The organism is Polaromonas sp. P3_A5 (assembly GCF_056403055.1).
Genome location: NZ_JBFUGF010000001.1, coordinates 1140521 through 1161250, shown reverse-complemented (window position 1 = coordinate 1161250; position 20730 = coordinate 1140521). Strand labels below are relative to the sequence as shown.

At 62.1% G+C, this 20730-nt stretch carries 22 protein-coding genes; 11 read left to right on the top strand and 11 right to left on the bottom strand.

Annotated features, from left to right (window positions below):
* The first annotated feature begins 2 nt into the window (after positions 1–2).
* Complete coding sequence (locus AC1DU8_RS05600) at positions 3–902, top strand: sulfurtransferase (protein WP_477665601.1); 900 nt, start codon at positions 3–5, stop codon at positions 900–902.
* A gap of 55 nt (positions 903–957) precedes the next feature.
* Positions 958–1365 carry a hypothetical protein gene (locus AC1DU8_RS05595; protein ID WP_477665600.1) on the top strand — a complete coding sequence of 136 codons (408 nt, stop codon included), beginning with the start codon at positions 958–960 and terminating at the stop codon, positions 1363–1365.
* Positions 1366–1495: 130 nt separating this feature from the next.
* Here the strand turns inward: AC1DU8_RS05595 and AC1DU8_RS05590 are convergent, their stop codons facing one another.
* From AC1DU8_RS05590 to AC1DU8_RS05560, 7 genes are all read right to left on the bottom strand, one after another.
* Positions 1496–1678: a hypothetical protein gene (locus tag AC1DU8_RS05590; RefSeq protein WP_477665599.1), complete on the bottom strand. Its 183-nt coding sequence runs from the start codon at positions 1676–1678 to the stop codon at positions 1496–1498.
* 370 nt (positions 1679–2048) lie between these two features.
* Positions 2049–3311: an FAD-dependent oxidoreductase gene (locus AC1DU8_RS05585; RefSeq protein WP_477665598.1), complete on the bottom strand. Its 1263-nt coding sequence runs from the start codon at positions 3309–3311 to the stop codon at positions 2049–2051.
* Positions 3312–3727: 416 nt separating this feature from the next.
* Complete coding sequence (locus AC1DU8_RS05580; protein ID WP_477665597.1) at positions 3728–3952, bottom strand: hypothetical protein; 225 nt, start codon at positions 3950–3952, stop codon at positions 3728–3730.
* A gap of 159 nt (positions 3953–4111) precedes the next feature.
* The gene (locus AC1DU8_RS05575; RefSeq protein ID WP_477665596.1) at positions 4112–4957 is read right to left on the bottom strand and encodes a ZIP family metal transporter; all 846 of its coding nucleotides are present in this window, start codon (positions 4955–4957) and stop codon (positions 4112–4114) included.
* A 378-nt stretch (positions 4958–5335) separates the two neighbouring features.
* Positions 5336–6247 (bottom strand): dienelactone hydrolase family protein, encoded by a 912-nt coding sequence (locus tag AC1DU8_RS05570; RefSeq protein ID WP_477689247.1) that lies wholly within the window; start codon positions 6245–6247, stop codon positions 5336–5338.
* 137 nt (positions 6248–6384) lie between these two features.
* The gene (locus tag AC1DU8_RS05565) at positions 6385–7185 is read right to left on the bottom strand and encodes a fumarylacetoacetate hydrolase family protein (protein ID WP_477689246.1); all 801 of its coding nucleotides are present in this window, start codon (positions 7183–7185) and stop codon (positions 6385–6387) included.
* A 155-nt stretch (positions 7186–7340) separates the two neighbouring features.
* A complete protein-coding gene (locus AC1DU8_RS05560) occupies positions 7341–8249 on the bottom strand; it encodes a helix-turn-helix transcriptional regulator (RefSeq protein WP_477689245.1) in 909 nt (302 codons plus the stop codon).
* Positions 8250–8346: 97 nt separating this feature from the next.
* On the opposite strand from AC1DU8_RS05560, the gene AC1DU8_RS05555 reads away from it, so the two are divergent.
* From AC1DU8_RS05555 to AC1DU8_RS05540, 4 genes are all read left to right on the top strand, one after another.
* The gene (locus AC1DU8_RS05555; RefSeq protein ID WP_477689244.1) at positions 8347–8919 is read left to right on the top strand and encodes a GbsR/MarR family transcriptional regulator; all 573 of its coding nucleotides are present in this window, start codon (positions 8347–8349) and stop codon (positions 8917–8919) included.
* A 79-nt stretch (positions 8920–8998) separates the two neighbouring features.
* Complete coding sequence (locus AC1DU8_RS05550; RefSeq protein ID WP_477665591.1) at positions 8999–9520, top strand: thiol-disulfide oxidoreductase DCC family protein; 522 nt, start codon at positions 8999–9001, stop codon at positions 9518–9520.
* A gap of 52 nt (positions 9521–9572) precedes the next feature.
* Entirely contained in the window at positions 9573–9995 is a 423-nt protein-coding gene (locus AC1DU8_RS05545; protein ID WP_457279998.1) for a hypothetical protein, read from the top strand.
* 25 nt (positions 9996–10020) lie between these two features.
* Positions 10021–10959, top strand: coding sequence for an SAM-dependent methyltransferase (locus tag AC1DU8_RS05540; RefSeq protein ID WP_457279997.1), 939 nt, complete (start codon positions 10021–10023; stop codon positions 10957–10959).
* Between the two features lie 55 nt (positions 10960–11014).
* On the opposite strand, the gene AC1DU8_RS05535 is transcribed toward AC1DU8_RS05540, so the two are convergent.
* Together AC1DU8_RS05535 and polA are read right to left on the bottom strand one after the other, a co-directional pair.
* Positions 11015–12028: a M28 family peptidase gene (locus AC1DU8_RS05535; protein WP_477689243.1), complete on the bottom strand. Its 1014-nt coding sequence runs from the start codon at positions 12026–12028 to the stop codon at positions 11015–11017.
* 33 nt (positions 12029–12061) lie between these two features.
* The gene (gene polA, locus AC1DU8_RS05530) at positions 12062–14893 is read right to left on the bottom strand and encodes a DNA polymerase I (RefSeq protein ID WP_457279995.1); all 2832 of its coding nucleotides are present in this window, start codon (positions 14891–14893) and stop codon (positions 12062–12064) included.
* Between the two features lie 153 nt (positions 14894–15046).
* Between polA and AC1DU8_RS05525 the strand changes: the two genes are divergently transcribed.
* The 4 genes from AC1DU8_RS05525 to AC1DU8_RS05510 all read left to right on the top strand — a co-directional run bounded on the left by AC1DU8_RS05525 (position 15047) and on the right by AC1DU8_RS05510 (position 18085).
* Positions 15047–15394 (top strand): hypothetical protein, encoded by a 348-nt coding sequence (locus AC1DU8_RS05525; RefSeq protein ID WP_457279994.1) that lies wholly within the window; start codon positions 15047–15049, stop codon positions 15392–15394.
* 50 nt (positions 15395–15444) lie between these two features.
* Complete coding sequence (locus AC1DU8_RS05520; protein ID WP_457279993.1) at positions 15445–16395, top strand: homoserine kinase; 951 nt, start codon at positions 15445–15447, stop codon at positions 16393–16395.
* A 137-nt stretch (positions 16396–16532) separates the two neighbouring features.
* Positions 16533–17369, top strand: a complete 837-nt coding sequence (locus AC1DU8_RS05515) for a BPSS1780 family membrane protein (RefSeq protein WP_457279992.1) — start codon at positions 16533–16535, stop codon at positions 17367–17369.
* Positions 17366–18085: a FecR family protein gene (locus tag AC1DU8_RS05510; protein ID WP_457279991.1), complete on the top strand. Its 720-nt coding sequence runs from the start codon at positions 17366–17368 to the stop codon at positions 18083–18085. The genes AC1DU8_RS05515 and AC1DU8_RS05510 overlap by 4 nt, the downstream gene beginning before the upstream one ends.
* Before the next feature lie 21 nt (positions 18086–18106).
* Here the strand turns inward: AC1DU8_RS05510 and AC1DU8_RS05505 are convergent, their stop codons facing one another.
* Complete coding sequence (locus AC1DU8_RS05505; protein WP_477665588.1) at positions 18107–18943, bottom strand: IclR family transcriptional regulator; 837 nt, start codon at positions 18941–18943, stop codon at positions 18107–18109.
* Between the two features lie 185 nt (positions 18944–19128).
* Here AC1DU8_RS05505 and AC1DU8_RS05500 point away from each other — a divergent pair, with 185 nt between their 5' ends.
* Complete coding sequence (locus AC1DU8_RS05500; protein WP_477689241.1) at positions 19129–20286, top strand: ABC transporter substrate-binding protein; 1158 nt, start codon at positions 19129–19131, stop codon at positions 20284–20286.
* On the opposite strand, the gene AC1DU8_RS05495 is transcribed toward AC1DU8_RS05500, so the two are convergent.
* A complete protein-coding gene (locus AC1DU8_RS05495; RefSeq protein ID WP_457279988.1) occupies positions 20279–20680 on the bottom strand; it encodes a hypothetical protein in 402 nt (133 codons plus the stop codon). The two genes, AC1DU8_RS05500 and AC1DU8_RS05495, sit on opposite strands and share 8 nt — an antisense overlap.
* Positions 20681–20730: the final 50 nt, after the last annotated feature.

Sequence of the window (20730 nt, the reverse complement as noted above, 5' to 3'; positions counted from 1 at the left end):
CCATGAGCTACACCACCCTGATTTCCGCCGAACAACTGCAAGCCCTGATGGCATCGGCCAAGCCCCTGCGTATCTTCGACTGCACCTTCGACCTGATGAAGCCGCACGCCGGCCAGGAGCAGTACCTGGCCTCGCACATTCCCGGCGCCGTGTATGCCAACCTGGACACCGCATTGAGCGCCAAGCACGGCGTGGCGGGCGCCCATGGCGTGATCACGGCCAGCGGCGCTGATGCACCGGCATCAGGTGGACGCCACCCGCTGCCAAACCGCGAGAAGTTCGCCACCTGGCTTTCCAGCGTCGGTTTTGCCAACAACATGCAGGCGGTGGTGTATGACCGCAACGGCGCCAACTACTGCGGGCGCCTGTGGTGGATGCTCAAGTGGGCCGGTCATGAAAACGTGGCGGTGCTCGACGGTGGGCTGCAAGCATGGCAGGCCGCCGGCGGCGCCGTCAACAGCGGCGAAGAACCTGCGCATTTCCAGGCCAGCTTCCTCCTGGCGCCGGAAAAAGCCACATTGGTATCGGCCCAGACCGTGGCGAGCCAGTTGGGCCGCCCGGCACAAACACTGGTTGACGCGCGCGCCACGCCACGCTTCAAGGGCGAGGTGGAGCCGCTGGATCCGGTGGCCGGCCACATCCCCGGCGCATTGAACCGCCCCTTCGGCCAGAACCTGGGGCCCGACGGAAAGTTCAAGCCGGCAGTCCAGCTCAAGGCCGAGTTTGAAGCCCTGCTGGCCGGCCGCGACCCGGCCACCGTGGTACACCATTGCGGCAGCGGCGTCAGCGCCGTTCCCAACATCATTGCCATGGAGTTGGCCGGCCTCGGAAGAAGCGGGCTCTACGCCGGCAGCTGGAGCGACTGGTGCAGCGACCCGGCGCATCCGGTCGCACAGGGCTGAGGCCGCCCCGCTTCGCGGCGCCGCCAGAAACACAAAAACCTGCACGCTGGAAAGCGTGCAGGTTTTTTTCATGTTGAAGCGGCCGCGCAGGACCCGCTCAAAAAGTACCGGTCAATGCCGGATTTTCATATCCGATTACTTGGCCGGAGCGCTGGCTGCCGTACCAGGCGTCGCTGCGTCACCTGTCATCGGAGACGTGCTGGTTCCCATTGGGGTGCTACCGGTTGTGGACGTACCCATCGAAGAGCTGCTGCCTGTTGGGGATGGCGTGGTCGACGGCGAAGGTGTGGTCGAGGGTGAAGCGGCAGGTGTCGAAGGCGACGCGCCGGTGTCTTCCACCTTTTTGCCACAGGCTCCCAGTGCCAGCAAAGCGGCCAGGGCAACGGCGGTAAGGGCAGCAGGTTTGAATTTGGATGCGTGCATGTCGGTTTCCTTTTTTGAAGATGAAATGGCTGAACGGTGAGTGGCTGAACGTCAGCCGGAATTCAATTTAGCCCGCTACATCGGGCTTACCCCATGAGACGGTGTCCCACAGGGCTGTAAGCGTTTTTCGCCTGATGCGCACGCGAACGTTTGATGAAAAAGCACCCGCATCAATGCGCGCGTGCGTGGCCGGACAGCCGGATGCGCTTGTGCGGGTTGTCAAGGCGTGACCCCGACGAAGGGCCGGCACCACGACTGCTCCGCGAGCCGTTGTCCGGCCGGTCACCCAGGCGTCCTTTCGAAGGGCTGGGTTCGGGCCTGTGGGAGTGAATTGTCTCTGCGGCGGTTTTCATGACGGTCTCCTTGAAGGTCACCTCTGCTTGCGGCAGAAAGCCGCAGCGAGGTGCAGACTGTTGAGTGGGATTGGGGGGTGGGTTGCGGCGCTTGCACACCTGCTACGCACCTGTGCCTGCCTTATTCACTGTAGGCATCGTTGCGGCCGAGGAATGTAGGCAATGCCTGTGGATTGCGTAGGAACAAGCCTACAAACCCTCTTCTTTCGTCTTTTTCCTTCGGACGCCAGCGTTCAAATCCCACTGGAAAAGAAAGCCACGCAGGTCAGTACCGGCCACCAAAAATATTCAAAAATCGAAACAAAAAACGGTCGTTTGCCATTATGGGAAAAGCGCAATCAGCTATCAAATCAATAGCATTCACGACCATTCAGCCGGTATCGGAAGTCACCGGCTGCGCTGGTGAGCGCACATGCTCCGGCCGCACGCCCACGCCGACCGCATAGGCCGGCAGCGCCTGCAGCAGGGGCCAGCGCCGCATCAACTTCAGTGGCCAGGGCAGTGCCATGGGCGGGCCGTCGCGCCCCCGCGCCGCCAGTACCGGGCTGAGCAGGCGGTTCTGGATGGCGACCTGCACCGCCTGCGTGACGCGTGTGGGAAACAACCGCCGTCTTTGCACCTGCGCCAGAAAGGGCGTCAGGGCGGCCCGGTCCACCTGCGGGTTCGCCAGCGGCGCAGCCAGAATATTGGCCGCCGCCACGGCATCCTGTACCGCCAGGTTGATGCCCACGCCGCCCACAGGCGACATCGCATGTGCAGCGTCGCCGATGCACAGCAGGCCGGGCTTGTACCAGTGCTCCAGCCGGTCCACCGTCACACTCAGCAGCTTGATGTCGTCCCAACTGGCCAGGGTGGCGATACGGTCGGCAAAGAGCGGTGCTACCTTCACCACATCAGCCCTGAAAGCCTCCAGCCCCTGCGAGCGAACGGCCTCGATGCCGCCCTTGGGAATCACATAGGCGCACTGCCAGTAGGTACGGCGGTCAATCATGGCCAGGAAGATGCCGTTGGTAATGCGCCCGCCCGTCGTGGAAGGATCGCCCGGCATCTTGGGCAGGCGCATCCACAGCACATCAATAGGCGCACCCAGATCGCGCACGACCAGCCCCGCCGAACTGCGCACCGTGGACCGCCTGCCATCGGCGCCGATCAGGAGGTCCGCCATCACCTGCAAGGCGCCCCCGGGCGTGGCGACCTCCACGCCCGTCACCACGCCGCCCTGCTGGATCACGCCGGTCACTTCGGCGTTCTGGATAAGGCGAAAACCGGGATACAGCTCCGCTTCATCGCGCACAAAATCCAGGAACTCCCACTGGGGGATCATCGCGATGAATTTGCAGCGCAGGCGCAAATGCCTGAAGCTGGCCAGCACGAGTTCGGTGTTGCCGACCACGGCGCGCAACTCGCTCACTTCATCGTGCGGGCGCGCCAGAAATTTCTCCAGCAGGCCCAGCTCGTGAATCACTTCGAGGGTGGAGGGATGCACGGTGTCGCCGCGAAAGTCACGCAGGAAATCGGCGTGCTTTTCCAGCACAAGCACCTGCACCCCGGCGCGTGCCAGCAACAGGCCTAGCATCATGCCGGCCGGGCCGCCTCCTGCGATGCAGCAGCGCACATTCAGAACGTCGGCCATCGTGTCTCCCGGGAATGAAATCCCCCGACCATATCCAGACTTGATGGCCCTTGCAAGCTCCAGGCGGGCAGCCACCGCCCAGACCCGTCAACATTTCTTGCGGAGCTGTTTTCGCCTATTTCAGCGTCATTGGCATGGGGGTGGTCTGCACTTCGCCCGGGTCCGGCGGGGTGTCCAGGGGCGGCAGCGGCTCGGGTGGCGGAACGTTCGGGTTGGTGGCCATGGCTACTTCCTGCCTCCCTTTCCGGCGTCGTTGTGCAACTTGCCAGGCGACTGCAGAGACTGCGGCGGCTCCACCCGTCTGGGCAAGTCGCGGATCATCGCTTCACCTTTCTCGTCCCGGCCGTCGGACGGCAGGTCCGCCTCCGATGTCGGTTCGGGCTCTTCATTGCCCGGCCGCTTGCGCGTGCCGCTCATCACAGGCCCACCACCATCAAAGGCATGTCATGGATTGCCAGCGCAGCAGCGGCTGCCATGCTGGCGAAAACGGTAATGAAAAAAGCGATGTACGCGGCTGCGCGCGGGCGATGAAAACTACGCGGCTTGCGCTGTGGCGCTTCTTGAGCCAACTCGCCGCTGACATCGTAGGCCGAGGGGCGGAAAGCGCTGGAAACCGTGGTGGAGTCTGAATGGAAGTTCATGGCGGGCCTGCCTTTTGCACAGTGTTTTGCACAACGCAACGGGGCATCAGGAAGATGCTTGGCCTTATCTTCCCGCTCCGCCCGAAACCCGCCTATAGGTCGCCAGGCCTTGTACTTGTCAGGCGCCGTCTGACAGCAACCGCAGTTGCGCCTTGCCGCTCAATGGTGGTGCGCAAGGCCGCTGATCAGCGTGACCAGGCCGATGCCGATGCCCAGCCAGGCGATTTGCGCCATGGTTTCCCGGGCAGTGACGCGTTTTTGCAACTGGGGAATCAGGTCGGCCAACGCGACATAGATAAAGCTGCTGGACGCCATGATCAGGAAAAACGGCAGGTAGTCGTACAGCTGGTCGACCAGCGCATAGCCGACCACGCCGCCCAGCGCGGTGACGGCACCGGCCAGCGACACCTTGATGAAGGCGGCGCGGCGGTTGTTGGATGTCTGGCGCAGCACCACCAGGTCACCCATGTGGTGAGGCACTTCATGCACCAGCACCGCCAGCGCGGCGACCACGCCCAGCCGCAAATCGGCCATGAAGGCCGAGGCGATGAGGATGCCGTCGCCGAAAGCGTGCACGCTGTCGCCGGCCAGCACAGCCCAGCTGCCGCTTTTGGCTTCGCCATGCGTATGGCCGTGGTGGCCGTGGTGGCTGTGCGCGGCATGGACATGCTCTGTATGGTCATGCTGCGCATGCGCCGCCACCTCGGGGCCATGGTGTTCGCCGCCATGGTGCTCATGGCCGTGATGCCACAGCTCGGCCTTGTCCAGCAGAAAAAAGAAGACCAGCCCGACCAGCAAGGTGGCAAACAGTTCCTTGGCCCCGGCCTGGCTTTCAAAAGCCTCGGGCAGCAAATGCATGAAGGCCGTGGCCAGTAGCGCGCCGGCCGCCAGGCTGAGCATGTGCTGGGTGTACCGGGCCAGTACGCCAAAGCTGAGCAGCGCCGCCAGCCACACGCTGCCAATGCCTGCAGCCAGGGTTCCCACCAGGATTGCTATCAAAGTCATAGCTGCTTGCGCTCGTATTTATTGGGCTAAGGCCCGAAATCACTCAAAATTATCCGCAGAGGTTACACCACAGACGACAAAACCCCGGGCGGGCATCCAATGCCTGCGGCCGGGGTTGCTTCAATCTTATCAAGCCTGTCAAGTGGTTAGCCCCCACGGTCGCTCACTGCGTGTAGCTCCCTGCCCCCCGAGGGGGCCGCCCGCCTGCGGTCTGGCAAAGCCAGTCCCGCGGCTCATGCTGGCTTGAAGAGTTCAGGGCGCAATCAGTGTGGGGTATTTCACCAGCAGGGGCCGCGGAACCGGCTTTGCCGGGCCGCTGGCGCCGCCCCCTCGAGGGGGGAACAGGCTACACGAAGTGAGCCTGGACGGGGGTGCTTTTTAATTCACGCCGTGGGTTTTGAACCACTCAACAGCGCGCTTGAATCCGTCATCTGCCGCATCCTTGCGGTAGCTCGGGCGGTAATCAGCATGGAAGGCGTGGGGAGCTTGCGGATAGACCACAAACTCGGAAGCTGCTGCGGCCTTGTTGCCCTTGGCGCCGGCCTCGGCCAGCGCGTCCTTCATCTGGTTGACGGTGGTCAGCGGGATGCCGCCGTCCTGCCCGCCATACAGACCCAGCACCGGCGCCTTGAGGTTGGCGGCCAGGTCCAGCGGATGCTTGGGCGTCAACGCCGACGGCTGGCCGACCAGGCGGCCGTACCAGGCCACGCCGGCCTTGACGTTCTTGCTTTGCTCGGCATACAGCCAGGTGATGCGGCCGCCCCAGCAAAAACCGGTGATGCCCACCTTTTTGGCATTTCCGCCGTTAGCGGCTGCCCACTTCACGGCGCCGTCCAGGTCGGCCATGACCTGTTCGTCAGGCACTTTGGACACCACTTCGGCCAGGAGCTTGGCCATTTCGTTGTACTTGCTGGGGTCGCCCTGGCGCGCATAGAGCTCGGGGGCAATCGCCAGGTAGCCGGCTTTGGCAAAGCGCCGGGCCGTGTCGGCGATGTATTCGTGCACGCCAAAAATTTCCTGGATCACCAGCACCACCGGCAGGTTGGTCTTGCCGGCCGGCGCCGCGAAAAACGCGGGCACCTTGAAGCCATTGACTTCATAGGTGGTTTCGCCGGTCTTCAGGCCTTCTGAGGAAGTTTTGATGGCTGTCTGCGCCATGATGGGCATGGCGGTGGCGGCATACCCGACCCCCAGGGCCGTTTTGAGCGCGGTGCGGCGGCTGGCGCCGGCTTCGGTGGACCGCCCGGGCAGCAGGGCGTCGAAGTCTTTCTTCTGGTCGTGTTCAAGCATGGCGGTTTCCTCGGTAGATTGTGGGAGGTTGTCAAAAGGCAAACAGTCGGAGTCTATGCGGCCCCGGAAGTTCTTGCCACCGCGAGGCAATGACGCTGGTGTTTTCCCTTGCCCACCGCCCTGCCCCACACTCAAACTCAAACTATCTTGACACTGAGCTCCGGCAGGCCGTCGATATGGCATTCGATGACATCGCCCTTGACCACCGGGCCGACGTTTTCAGGCGTGCCCGAGTAAATGATGTCGCCGGGAAAGAGCTCAAACGCTTCGGACAGTTTGGAGATCTGCTCGGCCACCGACCAGATCATGTGGTTCAGCGTGGCCTGCTGCTTGACCTGGCCGTTGACCTTGAGCCAGATCGCGCCTTTGGTGTAGTGGCCAGTCTGCGCAACTTTGTGGATGGGACCGATGGGAGCCGACATGTCAAAGCTCTTGCCGATTTCCCAGGGCTTTTTCTGGTCGCCCATACCGCGCTGCAGGTCGCGGCGTGTCATGTCCAGGCCGAGAGCGTAACCATAGACACGATCCAGCGCCTCGCTCATCGGGATGTTGCGCCCACCTTTGGCCAGCGCCGCCACGAGTTCGACTTCGTAGTGGTAGTTTTTGGTCAGTGTGGGGTACGGGTGGTCTGCGATCTTGCCGGGCGGCACCACCTGAATGGCGTCCGTCGGCTTCTGAAAGAAGAACGGCGGTTCACGGCTCGGATCCGAACCCATCTCGATCGCATGTGCTGCGTAGTTGCGGCCTATGCAGTAAATGCGGCGCACCGGAAACATTTCGGCGCTACCCGCGATGGGAATGTAGGTCTCAGCCACCGTGAAAGGCGTGGCCGGCGCATTGGCCGCCGTGCCCGGCGTGGCGCAGCCGACGACGGCGCCTGTCGCCATCAGGGCGCCTGTTTGCAGAATTCCGCGTTTGCTCATGTCTGGGTGTGTCATGTGTGTCTCCTGGGATTGATGAAAGCTGGAGCTTGTTGTCGGGTGTTTTTCTCCAGCTATCGAGCTTAGGGTGCGCAGGCCGCGCGCAGGCGGACGCAATTACGCATTAACCGGACGATTCAATGCAACGCTGCTGCGCTGCAGCGGCAGCGGCTTCAGGTTGAACCGGAAATTTTGGCGCGTACCGAGTCGCGAAAAGCCTTGGGCGTCTGGCCGAAGCGCTGCCTGAAGCGCCGCGCGAAGTAGGCCTCGTCAGCAAAGCCCGAGGCATGGGCGATGCTGGCGATGCGCTGGCTGCTGTGCGCCAGCTGTTCCTGCGCAAACTCCAGGCGCCGCTCTGTCACCAGGTCGGTGAAAGTCTTGCCGGTTTCTTTCTTCAGAAGGTGCGCAAGGTAGTTGGGCGAGAGGAAAGCGGCCGCTGCCGCGTCGGCCAGCGTGACCTCGCCGGCCAGGTGCTCACGGATGTAGCGCACCGCGCGCTGCAGGCTGGCGCGCCGGCTGCCCTGCTGCGCCTGGCTGGCCGAAAAACGCAGCAGGTCGGCTTCGTACTTGCGGCAGACCATGCCTATCAGCTGCAGCATCAGGCCGCGAATCATCTCGATGGAGCCGAAGCGGCGATGCGCGTTCTCCAACGCGAGTTTTTCCAGCAGCGCTTCGATCTCGGGAAACTCTTCCTCGGAAAAATAGAAGTCAGCGTACTCCTGGAACAGGAAGGGCGCGAGTTCGGGCGCGCGGCTCAAGGGCACGTCTTCCAGATCCAGCGGATCCACATCGAGGCCGGGGCGCAGGAACTGCTGCGACATGTTGATGATGACGTAGCGCGAACCCTCGGGATGCGGGATCACATGCACGCGGTAAGGCAGGATAAAACTCAAATAGCCGCGCCGGAAAGGCCGCACCGTGCCGGCCACATTCTGTTCGGTGTCGCCCTGCAGACTGATCTGGATCTGGAAATACTCGTGCCGGTGCGGGCGTACCAGCGGCGGCCGCACCAGCTGGGACCGGATGTCGAAGTCGAGGTGGTCGGCCCGCTCGGACATGCCGTAGGTCTTGATGTCTGTCATGCGCCGTATTCTCGGGCTTGGGCCTACGTTGTTGTTTCTTTTCAGAATCCTTTATTTCTGTATTGACAGAAATTTCAGACGGCGTATATTCAAAGCCATGGAACTCAGCCCCGTCGCCCGCAAATTCGTCGTCCACTGGGGAGAAATGGGCACCGCCTGGGGCGTGAACCGCACCGTTTCACAAATCCACGCCCTGCTTTTCTTCCACGGCCGCCCGCTGCATGCCGAAGACATCGCCGATACGCTGGAAGTGGCGCGCTCCAACGTCAGCACCAGCCTCAAGGAGCTGCTGAACTGGAACCTGATCCGTGCGACCCATGTGTTGGGCGACAGGCGCGACTATTACGAAACCTCGCTCGACGTCTGGGAACTCTTTCGCACCGTGGTGCGCGAACGCAAGGAGCGCGAGTTTGACCCGACCGTGCGCATGCTGCGCGAGTTGGTGAAGGAAGACGGCTTTGAGGCCGAGTCCGCCGATGCCCAGGACCGGGTACGGGAAACGCTGCGCCTGATGGAATCCCTGGGCTCGTGGGCCGACGAGATGCTGCGGCTGTCACCCACCACGCTGGAGAAAGTGCTGCGCATGGGCGCCAGCGTGCAGAAGTTCGTGCGAGGCGACAGCGACGCGAAACTCATGGACCCCTCCGAACTTTTACCGCCCACTTTTTGATTTAGAGGACCTGGCCAGCTTTGGCCCTTTTTTTGACTATTGATTTCTGTTTGTACTGAAATTTCTAAAGGAGAGAAATATGACAAGCGCCCGCATAACCACCCGCAGCGTTCCCGACCTGGGCAACACCCGTTACGACAGCTTCAAGGCCGGGCTGGATCCCACGATTTATCCGCTGACCCTGTTCTACGAATCCGCCTGCCCGCTCTGCAATGCAGAAATGAGCAACCTCATGCTGCGCGACACCGAAGGCCATCTGCGCTTTGCCGATGTCTCGGCGCCGGACTTCGCCGATGTGCCTGCCGGCGCCACGATGCAAGACCTGCTGGACCTCATCCATGCACGCACTGCGGACGGCCGCGTGCTCAAGGGCGTCGAGGTGTTCCGGCTGGCTTACGAAGCCGTCGGCCTGGGCTGGGTCAGCTCGGCCATGCGCATGCCCTTGCTGCGCCCGCTGGCCGAATGGGGCTACCCGGTGCTGGCACGCAACCGCCACCGCATCCCGCGCGGCTTCGTTCGCCTGCTGTTTGAAGGCGCTGTGCGGCGCGCGGCCGAGCGCTCGGTCCTGGCGCGCTGCGACGCCGGAAGCTGCTCACGCTAAGCCGTTCCATCACCACTCACCCAACCATCCGAGCAAACGAAAGGAAATCATCATGAGTGCCAACCTGTTTTTTGTCTCCCTGCTGATCGCGCTGGTCGGCCCGGTCGTTGCGATCACTTACCTCAAGCCCATCCTCTACAAGGTGCTGCGCATGCTGTGCGACGCCGACGGCGGGGCCGAGTTCTGGATACGCTGCGCCTACCTGCTGGCGGTGTCCGGCACCTTGCTGCTGATGCTGACCTTCGGCGAATTCAATGACCGCAGCAGCGTCATCGACACCGTGCGGCGTTCGCTGTGGCTGGTGCTGGCGGGCGTGTTTGTCACCGTGGCGATCATTTCGCGCAATGTGTGGATGCAGGTGCGGCAATGGCTGGCTGCGAAAGAGCTGGCCACCCATGTGCAGGGCGCCCGGATCGCCAAGCCCGCCGAATCCGCTGTATCCGATGAATCCTCCACGGCCGGCTGGCCCGCCTGAAGAGGCTCATGAACGGAGAATCAAAATGATCACCGCAACGCCTGCCACCAGTCGCGTCATCACCCAGCCGGCCAAAGAAGGCGAAGCACGGCTGGCGGACATCAGGTCTTACTACAACGCCGTGGCCGACGACTACCGCGCCTGGAGCCCCGGCATGAACATGCACTTCGGCTACTGGTCCTGGAAGGTCAACCCCTTGGGCCGCGAAGCCATGCTGGAGCGCATGAACCTGGAAGTACTGCACCGGCTGGCCCTGCCAGCCAATGGCGCCGTCCGGCTGGCCGACCTGGGCTGCGGCGCCGGTGCCACGGCGAGGTCCATCGTCAAAGCCCGTAAGCACAGCACGGTAGACGCCGTCACGCTGGTGGCGCGGCAAATCGTGCAGGGAGCCGAACTCAACCAGGCCGCGGCCTTGCCCAACCAGGTCCGCTTTCACCTGGCCGACTATGTGGACACCGGCTTGCGCACGGGTGCCTACGACGGGGTCTACGCACTGGAAAGCGCCTGCCACGCGCCCGGCGCCGACAAGCGCGCGTTGGTGCGTGAGGCGGCTCGCTTGTTGCGTCCCGGCGGCACATTGGTGATTGCCGACGCCTTACGGCGCAACAACAAACCCCTGCCCGGATTCATGGAACGAATCTACAGGCTGTGGTGCCATCACTGGGCTGTGAACGAGCTGGCCGAGAAAGACGCGCTGCACACTGCGCTTGCAAGCCAGGGTTTCACCGACATCCGGTTTCAGGACATCAGCCTGCGCCTGGCGCCGAGTGCATTGCAGATTCCGCTGTTCGCCACGCGCTTTGCCTTGCGTGAACTCTGGCGCGCCCGCTTTCGCCTGTCGCCGCTGCGCCGCGGTCACATCGTCGCATCGTATGCAGCCTTCCTGCTGGGCGTGTGGTTGCCGGGGTTCGGCTACTACATGGTTACCGCGCGCAAAACTGCCGATGACCAAGCATCGCACTAAACCTGTCACAACACCCATCATTGCGTAACAAAACAAGGTGCAGGGGACAATAAACCTAACGTGCCGACCCCGCGACTGCAGCGTGCTGCATGACCACCGCGCGCACTCCATCGACGACTTTCGCCATGCGCCGGTAATCCAGCCTGTCTGCGGTGTCCTGCGGCGTGTGATAGGCCTTGTTCCGGTAGAAAGCCGTGTCGGTGACCATCATTCCCACATAGCCTTCGTTCCAGTAATTGAGGTGGTCTGAAAAATCGACACCCACCACGAAACCCGGCGCGTTGATGGAATACACCGGCAGGTCGGAGGCCGACTTCATCGCCGCCTTGACCTGGCGTGCGATGTCGCCGTCCTGGTAGAAACCCACCAGTGAAATGAAATTTCCGGTAGTGGGGTAGATCGCATTGAGAAGCCGCACGGGATGGTCCTGGCTTCCCGGCTCATCACTGAAGTAGCCGATGCACTCGAGCGACAACATGAGGTATGCGCGCTTGCCGGACTCTGCGAGAGACCGGGCGTGAATGGCGCTGCCCATGTAAGGTGTGCGGAAAAAAGGAGGCTCTTCATTCGTGTAGATCACCAGTTCTACCCGCTGGCGGAAAGATTGGCCCTTGAGCAAGCGTGCCAGCTCAACGAGGCCCGCCACGCCGCTGGCATTGTCGTCCGCGCCGGGCTGCTCACCAGCCACGTCATAGTGCGCACCCACCACCATCACCTCAGGTGTATCAGGACCCAGCTTCACGACCAGGTTGCGGTATGGCCTGCCTTTGGCCGTGAAGCGTTGGCTCTCCACCTGAAGACCCAGTCCGGAAAGCTGTGACTCCAGATAGACGGCAGCACCTTCAAGCCGGGTTCCGTTATCAAACGTGCGGTTCGGAAAATCGGTGGAGAGTTTGTAGACCAGTTGCTTCAGTCTCGCGGCGGATGCCGTTTGCGAAGCAGGTGCTGGCGTCTCGCCAGCCGGCACAAGCGGCTGGGTCAACCGGTACCAGGCATAGCCTGCCGCGGCGCCAGCCATCAGCAAGGGCAGGACAACACCAGCGACGAGGATTTTCCAGCCCCGCCTCACACACAGCCCCATCGCAGGGAAAATGGAGCCGGCTTAATGTGCCTTGTCCCAGTTGGGCCCAACGCCAATCTCCGCCAGCAACGGCACTTTCAGCTCAGCGACGCTGGCCATCAGGCGCGGGATCTCGGTACGCAGCCACTCGACCTCTGCCTCCGGCACTTCAAACACCAGTTCGTCGTGCACCTGCATGATCATTTTGGTGGCGCGCTTTTCTTCGTCAAGCACCTGCTGCACCTTGTTCATGCTGAGCTTGATCAGGTCGGCCGCCGTGCCCTGCATGGGCGCGTTGATGGCCTGCCTTTCCGCGGCCTTCTTGCGTGGCCCGTTGCCGCCGGTGATTTCCGCCAGGTACAGCTGCCGGCCAAATACGGTTTCGACGTAGTGGTGTTCCTGGGCAAACGCCACGGTCTGGTCCATGTAGTTCTTGACGCCGGGATAGCGCTGAAAATACTTGTCGATGTAGGCCGCCGCGGCCTTGGTTTCGATGCCAAGGTTGCGCGCCAGCCCGAAACTGCTCATGCCGTAAATCAGGCCGAAGTTAATGACCTTGGCGTAGCGGCGCTGCTCGCTGCTGACCTGGTCGACCGCCACCCCGAACACCTCGGCGGCCGTGGCACGGTGCACGTCCAGGCCGTCGGTGAAGGCGCGCAGCAGTGCTTCATCGCCGCTCAGATGCGCCATGATGCGCAGCTCGATCTGCGAATAGTCAGCGCTGGCGATCACGCTGCCTGCAGGCGCGATAAAGGCCTCACGTACGCGCCGGCCTTCTGCCGTGCGAATGGGAATATTCTGCAGGTTGGGGTCGTTGCTGGAAAGCCGCCCCGTGACCGCGACGGCCTGCGCGTAATGCGTGTGCACGCGGCCGGTACGGGGCAACGCCAGCTGCGCGAGCTTGTCGGTGTAGGTACCCTTGAGTTTGCTCAGCGAGCGGTGCTCCAGCAGCTTGGCAGGTAGCGGGTAGTCTTCGGCCAGCTTTTCCAGCACCTCCTCGTCGGTGCTGCGTGCGCCACTGGGGGTTTTCTTGATGACCGGCATGCCGAGCTTGTCGAAAAAAATCTCGCCGAGCTGCTTGGGACTGCCCAGGTTGAAGGGCTGACCGGCGATCTCATAGGCCTCGGCTTCCAGCTGAATGATGCGCTGGCCCAGCTCGTGGCTCTGCGCGGCCAGCGTGGGCGCATCGATCATCACGCCGTTGCGCTCAATGCGGTACAGCGTTTCGCTGCTCTGCATTTCCAGTTCATAGATAAAACGCAGTTTCTCGTCGGCCTCCAGCCGCGGCCACAGCACACGGTGCACGTCCAGCGTCTGGTCGGAGTCTTCACAGGAGTATTCGGCGGCCTTGGCGATGTCGACCTGGTTGAACTTGATCTGGTGCGCGCCCTTGCCGCACAGGTCTTCATAGTTGATGCCGCTGCGGCCCACATGCCGCTCGGCCAGGCTGGCCAGGCCGTGCGGCTTGGTCACTTCCAGCACATAGCTTTGCAGCATGGTGTCGTGCGCATAGCCCTGCACTTCCACGCCGTGGTTGGCAAACACATGGCGGTCATATTTGACGTGCTGGCCCAGCTTGGCTTTGCTCGGGTTTTCCAGCCAGGGTTTCAGGCGCGCCAGCACATCGTCGCGCGGCAGCTGGGCGGGTGCATCAGGGTAATCGTGTGTGAGCGGGATGTAGGCCGCCTCGCCGGGCGTGACACTGAAACTCAGGCCGACGATTTCCGCCAGCATTTCGTCGAGCGAGGTGGTTTCGGTGTCCAGCGCCACCAATTCTGCCGCTTCGATCTTTGCCAGCCAGCGATCAAACGCTTCCCAGGTCAGCACCGTGTCGTAGTTCAGGTTGCTGGCGCGTTCGGCCGGTGGCGTATCGGTCAGGGGCGCTTCGTCAAACAGGCCCGGCGAATCCGAACGGCCGCCTGGACCGCCGGCGGGCACGGGCTTGTGCCTGCCTTCAGGTCCGCCAATCAATTCCGGCGGCGTGCTTTCGATTTCGATCTGCTTGACCAGGCCTTTGAAGCCATACTTTTCATAAAAGGCTTTCAGGGGTTCCGTCTGCTGGCCGCCGATGGTGATGGCATCCAGGGCGGGCAGGCCGGGGATGTAGCCGTCCAGTTCGCAGTCCTTCTTGATGGTCAGCAGCTCACGGCCTTTGGGCAGCCAATCGAGTGACTGGCGCAGGTTCTCACCCACCACGCCCTTGATCTCGCCGGCGCGTGCCACCAGCGCATCAAGCGAGCCGTATTCGAGCAGCCACTTCACGGCCGTCTTGGGGCCGACCTTGGGCACGCCGGGCACGTTGTCGACCGCGTCGCCGACCAGGGCCTGGTAATCCACCATGAGCCGCGGCGGTACGCCGAATTCAGCCTCCACCCCGGCCAGGTCGCGCCGGCGGTCGTTCATGGTGTCGATGACGGTGATGTTTTCGTCGACCAGCTGGCTCAAGTCCTTGTCGCCGCTGGAGATGATGACTTCGATCCCCTGAGTTGAAGCCATGCAGGCGAGCGTTCCGATCACGTCGTCGGCCTCCACTCCGGGCACGTCCAGCACTTTCCAGCCCAGCAGGCGCACTACTTCGTGGATGGGTTCGACCTGGCTACGCAGGTCGTCGGGCATGGGTGAGCGCTGGGCCTTGTATTCAGGGTACAGCGCATCGCGAAATGTCGGCCCTTTGGCATCGAACACGCAGGCAGCGAAGTCAGCGCGCACGTCCTTGCGCAGCTTTTGCATCATGTTGACCATGCCGCGTATGGCGCCCGTGGCCGGGCTGGCCGGGTCGCCCGGGTTGGCGCGCAGGTCGGGCATGGCATGAAAGGCGCGGTACAGGTAGCTGGAGCCGTCCACCAGCAGCAGTGTTTTTTTGTCGGTACTCATGAAGCCGATTGTCGGGGATATCGGCCCGCCGCTGCCCGCGGCGCCGATAGCGCCCCGCGCTGGCCTGTGGGGAAGCTTTCCGCCTACAGCCGCAGCCCCCTTATTACGACATGCCGGGCTTGTCGGCCGGGCCCTGCGGCCTACAATGCAGGCATGAACCACGCTTTCCGCCCTCTTCTTGCCGCCGCGTTTGCGGTGCTGCCGCTGGCTGCGGCCATGGCTCAAGCGCCTGCACAAAACGCAGTGCCGCCCGTGACCGCGGAGGCCCCGGCGCCTGCCGGCCGGCCGGACAAGGCGATCCAGCGCATTCGCACTGAAGACGCGGGCAGCCGGATCGACGAACTCCGTGTGGGCGGCGAAACGCAGCAAATCCTGGTCCAGCCCAAAGTCGGCGGTGCGGCTTACGAAATCAAGCCCGCAGAAGGCGCCCGGGGCACCGCCCCCGCGTCGACCAACAACGACACCAACGGCTCACGCGTCTGGAACGTGCTGAAGTTCTGATTTTTCGCAGCCCCCACGTACTCCAAGAACTCCAGGATCCAGTTTCAGGCATGGCCGTATATACCGAAGTCTCGTTTGACGAGGCTGCAGCGTTCTTGAACGCCCTGAATCTGGGGCAGCTGCAAAATATCAAAGGTGCCGCAGGCGGCATCGAAAACACCAACTACTTTGTCGACACCGACCAGGGCCAGTATGTACTGACCCTGTTTGAGCGCCTGACATTCGAGCAGTTGCCGTTTTACCTGCACTTGATGAAGCACCTGGCGGCGCACGGTATTCCGGTGCCAGATCCGGCAGCCGACCCCAAAGGGAACATTCTTCACCGCCTGAAGGACAAACCGGCCTCCGTCGTCAACAAGCTGCGCGGCCACAGTGAGCTGGCACCTACTGCCGGCCACTGCGCAGGCGTCGGGGAAACACTGGCACGCATGCACCTCGCAGGCCTCGAATACCCGCGGCGCCAGCCCAACCTGCGGGGCCTGGCCTGGTGGAACGAGACCGTTCCGGTCGTGCTGCCCTACATAACACCCGAGCAGCGCAGCCTTATTTTGGGCGAGCTGGCCTACCAGAACCATGTAGCGGCTTCATCCGCCTTTGGCAGCCTGCCGCGCGGCGCCATACACGCCGACCTCTTTCGCGACAACGTGATGTTCGAAGACGGCAGGCTCACCGGTTTTTTTGATTTTTACTTCGCCGGCTGCGACACCTTCCTGTTCGACATTGGTGTATGCCTCAACGATTGGTGCATAGACCTGGAAACCGGTGCGCAGGACGAAACCCGTTCGGCGGCCTTCATGAAGGCTTACGAAAGCGTGCGTCACCTGACGCCGCAGGAGCGCAGGCTCCTGCCAGCCATGCAGCGCGCCGGAGCCCTGCGCTTTTGGCTATCGCGGCTGTGGGACTGGCATTTGCCCCGTGAAGCCGCAGTGCTCAAGCCGCACGACCCCAGCCATTTCGAGCGTGTCCTGCGCGAGCGGCTCACGCACCCATACGTCCTCTAGCCCAAGCCACCCCGCGGGCCTGATTGCCCTTCGGCCAAGGCCTGTGTGAGGGCCAGCGCCAAGCATCGCTGCTTTCAGGCAAACTGCCCTTCTGCAATCGCCCGGTTTCGTCCGGCTCTCTTTTCTCGCTGAAGACCATGAAACTTAATATTGTTCCCGCAAGCACCGGCATGACCTGGGTCAGGTTGGGCATCAAGACTTTCATGCAGCAGCCGCTGGCCATGTCGGGCCTGTTTTTCCTGTACCTGGCCGCAGTCACGGTGCTTTCCTTGCTGCCGTTTTTCGGACTGATCCTGGCGCTGATGATTGTTCCCGCTGCCATGCTGGGCCTGATGGCCGCCACACAGGAAGCCGTGAAGGGAAAATTTCCCATGCCCACGGTGCTCCTCAGCGCTTTTCGCGCGGGACGCGAGCGCTTGGGCGCGATGCTTGTCCTTGGCGCGATCTATGCGGCGTTCTGCGTGCTGATCAACTGGATCGTACCGATGCTGGTGGATCCCCCGGTTGCCGCCGACGCGAGCCGCGAGGCGATGATGACGCCGCAGTTCCAGCTGGCCATGGCCAAGAACATGTCGGTGTCCCTGCTGCTGTACCTGCCGGTGCTGCTGCTGTTCTGGCACGCACCCGCCCTGGTTCACTGGCACGGCATTTCTCCGGTCAAAAGCCTCTTTTTCAGCGTTGTCGCCTGCGTTCGCAACGCGGGAGCCTTCCTCATGTTCGGGCTGGGCTGGCTCGGCGTATCCATGGGCATGGCCATCGTGCTGAGCGTGCTTGCCGGCCTGACAGGCAGCGCCGAGTTCATGGCCGCGGCAATGATGCCCCTGGGCTTGCTCATTGCAGCCATGTTTTCCACCTCGATTTACTTCACGTTTCGTGATAGCTTCGTGGCCACGCTACCCGGTGACTCGCCGGACGGCGCCAATAACCCGGAAAACACCAACAACGACCCCGCTACCCCAGGAGATTCTTCATGACCCAGCACCAGCTGCAAGGCCGTACCGAACAGGAAATTTTGTGGTTTCAACGGCGTGACACGCTCAAGGCGGCAGCCGCCTGGGTGGCAATGGGGGGATTGCCGGCCGCTATGGCCCAGCAGCGAAGCAACATCGTCGAGCTCCGGGGCGATGCCCTGCTCAACGGCAACCGGCTGCAGACCGGCCAAACCATCCTCACCGGCGACCAGATACAGACGGGCCCGGGTTCCAACCTGATGTTTGTCATCGGCAACTCGGCATTCCAGGTGCGTGAGAACTCCATGATGAAGGTGGAACGCGGCAGCTCGCTCAGTACCGTGAGCCTGCTGCGCCTGCTCACGGGCGCCGTGGTCAGCGTCTGGGGCAAGGGCAGCAGCCGCGCCATTGTCCTGCCCACGCTGACGGCCGGCATACGCGGCACGGGCGTCTATGCCGAGGTCTTCGCCGACCAGGGCAACCGCAGCTATTTCTGCAACTGCTATGGTACGGTTGACATGGAGTCGAACGGGGAAAAGACCGTGTCACAGTCAAGTTACCACCAGTCATTCTGGGGCGAAGTGGAGCCCAAAAACGGCCGCCGCCTCACCCCCGCCAACGCGATCAATCACAGTGACGAGGAACTGGAATTCCTCGCCGGCCTGATCGATCAGCGGACCTCCTGGCAAATTGCAGGCAGGAAAGGCATCAAGGACGGTAGCGGAAAAATGACCTACTGATTCCGGCCGCGCCAGCGCTGCCTACAAGGCATCGCCGGATGCGTCTTGCAGCCGCCTGACCAATGCCACCAGTTGCGGCTGCACCTGCGTCATCAGGAAATGCGGCGAAAGATTGAACCCCGGGCCACCGCAGCTCACCACCATGACGGAGCGTCTGCCCGCAGGCCGGAATGCAGCAGCAATAGCGTTAACGTCCTTCTGCCAATCACCAAAAGAGGCGCAGCAGCCGTGATCGCGGTAATGCGCCAGCGCCAGCGCCATCACCTCGCGGGTTTTAGGCCACGCTTCCTCGTCCTGGACCCGAATACGCTCAAGCAGGGTCTCACGCTCCTTATCCGAACAGCCGCACAGGTAGGCTCGCCCCATCGCAGTGCTGGCCAGTGGAATGCGCGAACCCACGTCCAGGCTGAGCGTGAGCGCAGATTCGCTGCGGCAGTTTTCCACATAAATCATGCTCAGGCGATCGCGTATCCCCAACGACACCATGGCCTGCGAACTGTCGGCGAGATCCTGCATCAACGGCCTGGCGAGCTGCCGCATGTCCATGCGCGCCAGCATGGCGCTTCCCAGCGCCAGTACCGCACTACCCAGCCGATAACCCGCGCGGCCGCTGGCGTCCTGCGCATGCTCCAGGTAACCGTGCTTGGTCAGCGTATAGGTCAAACGCGAAATCGTTGACTTGGGCAGGCCGCAGCGGCGTGCCAGTTCCGTGTTGCCCAAGGACCGGTCTCGCGAGCGAAAAGCACTGAGCACATCCAGGCCGCGTGCCAACGCCGTCACAAAGTGCCGATCTTCTTTGGCATGAACAGGGCTGACCGCTCCGGGAGCCGGCCTGCCGGGAAAAGGAGATTGAGACATTGCTAGTTCTGCATTGCAGAATAAAAAGTCCAGCGATTGTGGCACCCAGACAGCATTGCACTCATCACCCGAGGGAAATCCACTATCAAAAATGTATCTTAATGTTTCACAATTTGAACGAATGATCGGGAAAATAGTTCTGCAATGCAGAACAAGTAAGTAATCTTAATTAACCAGGAAGACTGATGGAAAACAAAAAAATACATCTCATGGCCAAAGCCATGAGCTTGGCCGCCCTGCTGTCGGTTGTCCTGTCCGGGCAGGCGGCGCCGGCACGCGAAGATCTGGTGATCGGGCAGGTGGCACCGCTGACGGGCACCATCGCCGGAACCGGTAACGAATACGTGGCCGGCGGCGCTGCATATTTCGCCTATGTCAACGACAACGGCGGCATTTATGGCCGCAAGATACGCGTCGCACTGAAGGATGACAGCTACAAACCGGACCAGACCCTGGCCCTGACGCGTCAACTTCTGGCAGAGGAAAAGCCTTTGGCCCTGTTCGGTTTTGTCGGAACCGGCAACGTGCTGGCCCTGAACAAGAACAAGGTGCTTGAGGAAGCGGGCATTGCCCTGCTGGCGCCCTACACGGGTGCTCAAGAGTTGCGCGACCCGGTGAACCCCCTGATTTTTCACATCCGGGCCAGCTACGCCGACGAAACTGCCCGCATGGTGGAACACCTGCACACCATTGGCCTGCGCCGCTTCGCGGTGATGTACCAGGACGACCCCTTCGGTAAAAGCGGCCTGGCAGGTGCGGAAAGCGCGCTGAAAAAACTGGGTATGACGGCCGTGGCCACGGGCAACTATGACCGCACCAAGCCCGAGGAAGTTGATGCAGCGGTCTCGGCCATCACCCCTGCCAATCCGGACGCCATCATCATGGTTTCAGTCAACCGTGCCTCCGCCGCTTTCATCAAGAAGATGCGGGCGCAAGGCAGCAAGGCTCGCCTGTTCAGTATCTCGGTGGTGAATTTCAAGGAACTGCTCAAAAATGCCGGAGAGGACAACGCCCGCGGCATCGGTATTTCCCAGGTCATGCCCTACCCTTATTCCACCCTGGCGCCGGTGGCCCGCGAGTTCCAGACCCTGATGGCCAAATACCAGCCGGACAAGGTGGTTTCTTATGCCAGCATGGAGTCCTTCATTGCAGCCAAAATTCTTGTTGAAGCCATGCGCCGCAGCGGCGCCGATCCAACGCGCCAGAAAATCATCACCCAGCTGGAGAAGATGAACAGCTACGACGCAGGAGGTTTCAAGGTCAGCTTTTCGCCGGAGAACCGTGTCGGCTCGAAGTTTGTTGAAGTGACCGTGATCGGCCGCGACGGCAGGTTGCTCAAGTAGCGCGGCGCACTTCGAGTATTTCGTACTCCATCGCTTCTTCGTAGGTCTTGGCGTCACTGAGCGCCAGGTGCAGCAATATCTTGGGCGCATGGGCCTTGATAACCCTGTGCATCAACACGCCGACGACGACCATCGGCAGGCCCACCCAGAGGTAGCCGTACATGGAAAGCACCACACCGATGCCCAGGAGGGGCAAGGAAATGCCGACCACAAAGAGCCGGTGCTTGACGTATTTTTGTGCACGCTCCGGATTCACGATCACGCGGAACCGGCCGTGCGGCAGGCCGGTGCGGAATTCCTGGTGCGGAACGTAAATCGCTGACGAGCCTTCAGGATTTTCAGTGCCTTCATTTTTTCCGGTCTCGATTCCGGTTTCGGAATTTGTCTCTGTCATTTTTTTCCCGTCAGTTTGAATTCATCAAAATGCCTCAGCCGGCCCGGCAA